Raw genomic sequence first — 4,175 nt, 5'->3', positions numbered from 1 at the left:
ACTCAGCAGCCGATAGCCGATCGCTTACCCACTCCGCCAGACGGGGTTTCCCGCTTACAGCCATCGTTCGGCCGGCGCCTCCTAGGGTCTGTACCTAATTAGCGAACTCTGATTCCTTCGCACCGAGTTGATTCGGTGCGGACGACTTCGATGCGCAAAGGGCTGTTCTGGCTCAACCACAAGCGGTGGGCTACTGGCCCGGCGCGCGATGACGATCGGCGCATCATCAGCGTATCATTCACATGCTTCAGTGCGGCGCACGCTGGCGCGATTGCCCGCCCGACTATGGTCCTTACGCGACGATCTATAATCGTTTCAGTCGGCAGAGAAGGGAGAGCATAAACAGGCGATCGGCCGCTCGCGCGGTGGCCGGACCACGAAAATCCACGCGCTGAGAGACCCTGATTGCAAACCTTTCGCATTTCATCTCACTCCAGGCCAAGACGCCGATATTGCCGCAGGGCCGTCCTTTTGGACGATGGCGACGGCTTTCGCGCAGAAATCGTCAGCCGCGGCGCGAAGCCTGTCATTCCAAACAAATCCAACAGGGTGCCCCTCCACAGCTTCAGCAAACGCACTACAAAGGCCGCAATGTTATCGAGCGCTGTTTCTGCCGGCTCAAGGACTTCAGGCGTGTCGCAACTCGCTATGGCAAACTTGCCAGAAACTTCTTGGCTGCCGTTGACCTTGCCCCCAGGTTTTACCCAGTCCTGAGTTCGCTCCGGCTGGTGGATTTGCCCGGATGGGCGGTGGTAGCCGCCGAGTACGTGGAAACCGAGAGCGGCAAGCGCTCCGACCGCCCCAAGCTCGCGGCGGCCCTCTCACATGCCAAGGCAATCGGTGCCAAGCTGGTCTTTGCGAAGCTTGACCGGCTCACCCGCAAGGTGGACCTGCTTCGGTCGCTGGTGGCAACAGTGGAGCGAACTGCGTGTTCTGCAGCGACACTCGTCAGCTAATCGACAGGTAGGCCTGCTAAGGGCAGAACGCTACCATGTTGACGGCTTATCTGGTCAGCGAAATGGCAGAAGCTCGCAGCAGTATCGATCCATTTGCCGCGGTTGGGCTCGTGTGAGCCTGTACCGACTCGAGTCGGGCGGGAGCCGCAGCGCACGTGCACCGGCTGTCGAATGATCATTGCGCTGCGCAACCACCTGCTTCGCGAGCTTGAGAAGCGGGGGGTATTCTTGTTCTGACAATGGAGAAATTGATGAACACGGGACAGGCACAGTGGAGTGCAGGTTCTTCCTCGGCCCCTTCCGAAGAGGGGGAGCAGGAAAGTTATTTCAGCGGCTTCAGCCGAGCCATGGCGGATTGGGTCGAAACCCTGACAGGGTATCGGACCCCAGCCTCCGCGCGCGCGCAGATCCTGGACAACTGGGTTGCCGAAGAGGGGCAGGGCGAAGCCGAGAATCGGCGACAGGGGCGCACACGAATCAGGGATTCGGACAACGCAGGCTCGCACTCGCTGGATTTGTCGTCCCTCTCGCTGACCGCTTTGCCCGCCGCCCTGCCGCCAAGATTGCTGGAACTGCGCGCTAGGCACAACGAGCTAAGCAGCCTGCCAGCTACGTTCCCACCCGGTCTCCAGTATCTTCTCATTAGCCATAACCGCTTGACCAGTTTGCCGGACGCTCTTCCGGCGACCCTTTCTCGGCTGGAGCTCGCCGACAACAGCTTGACCAGTCTGCCGGCCAACCTTCCGGCTGGGCTTGAGATCCTAAACGCAAACGACAACCGACTAACTAGCCTGCCGGACCCTCTCCCGAGCGGGCTCACCTCGCTCGCGGTTAGTGGCAATCAGCTGACCGACCTCCCCGAGTCACTCCCATCGTGGCTCATTGAACTCGATGTCAGCAGCAATCAATTGGCCAACCTCCCCGCCCCTCTTCCGAGCACGCTGCAATCGCTCAATCTTAGCGGTAACCGGCTGACCAGCCTGCCTGAGAGTCTTGTTGAGGCTCTTGTACCGCATCTTAGTCTCTACTACCCGCATCTGGAGAGCCTCGAGTTCGGGGATAACCCGCTGCCGGACGACGTCCTCGCTCGTCTGGCAGCGGCTGAAGCGCCACCGCAGCTTGCGCAGCAATCCCTGCATGAGGCTGCCGCACACTGGCTCGCAGATGATCCGGCGACGCTGGCCGAGTGGCAGCACTTTGCGGATGAGCCCGGCGCCCAGGATTACGCACAGTTCCTGGAGAGGCTACGAGGCACCGTGAACTACGGCAATGACGCGTTTCGGCAGGCAGTGGCTGATGATCTGCGGCAGGCGGCGGCCAATCCGAGATTGCGCGAGCAGTTTTTCACACAGGCTTCCGAGGCCAACGCGAGCTGCGAGGATCGTGTTACTTTGCACTGGAACGGTATGCAGAGCGCGCGCCTCAACGCTGACGTCGAGAACGGGCTATATGACGATCGGCTTGGCGAACTGATCCAGCGCGGCCGTGTCGCGTTCCGCTTGGAGGCGCTGGACGAGATCGCGCGCGACAGGGTCAACTCGCTCCTCAGCGGCAACCCGAACGTAGACGACATCGAAGTCTACCTGGCCTATCAACATCGGCTGCGCGAGCCTCTGGAGCTCAGTCACGTCGCCCCTGACATGCGCTTCCTGGCGGTCTCTCACGTAAGCGAGGATGATGCGACGGAGGCGCTGCACCTGGTCCGGGAGCGGGAAGCAAGCCAGTTCACCGACTACATGGCAAGCTGGCAACCCTGGGAGACGGTGCTGAGGCGCATCGCTCCGGACGAATATGCAGCGATGCAAGACCGGCTCGTCGAAGCTATGGGCGAGGAGTTTCAAAGCCGCCTCGATCAGCGTCTGGCCGAGCATGGTCTGCTAGGCGATGCGGATGCCGAGCGGGTACTCGGAGCCCAAGTCCGAAACCAAATCGCTGGCGAGATCAAACGCGAGGTCATGCACCGGCTGCTCGCAGACCGTGGCCTCGAACAATGAGACTTCCCAAGACTCCCGCAGGGATATTCTTCATTGCTCTGTGGCGCTACCTAAAGATCGAACGTGCAATTGATATCATCTTCGAACTGCCGCTGACGATTGCCGCTTGGCGCTCGACTTTCGTCAGCGGATCAAACAACGCTGGCCGGGCCATAGAGAGCCTTCGGCCCGCTCAAGAGCGATGGGCAGGAGTCGAGTGGGCAGAAATGGTGATCGAAGGGCACGCGGCGGGAGCAATAAACGCGGCTCAAGAGACTCGCAGCATTAGGCTCGCAGGCTTGGGACGGTCCAGTTGTGGACTGCCGAGTTTTGCTCGTGACGCGATGTGGCCAGGCCTGAGCAAGGGAGTTGCTGTTCGACGTGGGCTCGCAGCAAGCGAGCCCGCTTCCCGCCGAACGACCGGCTAGTCGCGCTTAGTCGAGGCCCAGGCCTCGATCACCGTGCCATCGCCCGAGAAGTGATCGCTCGACGGAAGCTTCTTAACCTTGGGCTGCGCCAGCACCACCGGCAGAACTTTGCCGCGATGTCGCCCTCCAGCAGCCGGTCGGTCATTGAACGGCCCCACTCTCGAAGATTGTCATCCCCTTATTCGGTTGGGCGCAGAAAAACATAACTCTCATAGCTTGCCGGCCCAATGGTGGCGGTGTAATTCACGCCCTGAAGGATGAGATTTGTCCCCGGTTGAGACGCGCCTGGCAGCACGTTTTCCAAGCGCAGTCCCTCCTTAAGGTCTTCCGGCCCCCACTGTGCGCCGTGCTGCCACTCCAGGGGAAGATATAAAGATATACTCGGCAGCGGACCCGGGTCGTAAGACGACTGATCTGCCCGGCCGGAGGTATATGCCTCGAAGTTTTTATCCCAGAATGGCGGGTCGACTGACTGACACTTTCGGCTGGCAAATAGGCCGGCTGCGGCGCCCACGGGGAACGGCTCGTTGTACTCCATCGTCGATTGGCGACTGCGTCAGCGCCCGCGAGGCAGCCACACGCTAGATCATTGCCGTATGCCGGATTGATCTTGATGGTACTCAGTGTTGAGGCACACTGCGATGAGTATACTCTCTGCTTTGAGAGGCGCTGTCCTCCTCAGGCGCACCTTATTGATGCAGTGCAACGACATCGGCCGGTCCAGAGGACCGAACCCGTTTCCCCGTTCTTGCAAGTTGAAACTATAACGTCGTCCGTGAAGAGCGGCTAAGCGATTGAGCTAGAATCGCATTTGTCGT

2 protein-coding genes and 2 pseudogenes are annotated in these 4,175 nt (G+C 60.3%); 3 read left to right on the top strand and 1 reads right to left on the bottom strand.

Annotated features, from left to right (window positions below; translation table 11 throughout):
• Positions 1-150: 150 nt before the first annotated feature.
• The 3 genes and pseudogenes from CQ14_RS41675 to nopM all read left to right on the top strand — a co-directional run.
• A pseudogene (locus CQ14_RS41675) lies at positions 151-692 on the top strand (transposase); the annotation flags it as partial.
• A 36-nt stretch (positions 693-728) separates the two neighbouring features.
• Positions 729-956 carry a recombinase family protein gene (locus CQ14_RS43070; protein WP_347337100.1) on the top strand — a complete coding sequence of 76 codons (228 nt, stop codon included), beginning with the start codon at positions 729-731 and terminating at the stop codon, positions 954-956.
• Positions 957-1,207: 251 nt separating this feature from the next.
• Entirely contained in the window at positions 1,208-2,950 is a 1,743-nt protein-coding gene (gene nopM / locus CQ14_RS00170; protein WP_199805396.1) for a T3SS effector NEL-type E3 ubiquitin ligase NopM, read from the top strand.
• 412 nt (positions 2,951-3,362) lie between these two features.
• Here nopM and CQ14_RS43065 read toward each other — a convergent pair.
• Positions 3,363-3,496, bottom strand: a pseudogene (locus CQ14_RS43065) (IS5/IS1182 family transposase); the annotation flags it as partial.
• Between the last annotated feature and the right edge of the window lie 679 nt (positions 3,497-4,175).

The sequence above is a fragment of the Bradyrhizobium lablabi genome (assembly GCF_001440475.1).
In the GTDB taxonomy this organism is placed as follows: Bacteria; Pseudomonadota; Alphaproteobacteria; order Rhizobiales; family Xanthobacteraceae; genus Bradyrhizobium; species Bradyrhizobium lablabi.
The sequence above is the reverse complement of the archived record's forward strand: the minus strand, read 5'-3'. Positions and strand labels throughout refer to the sequence as shown.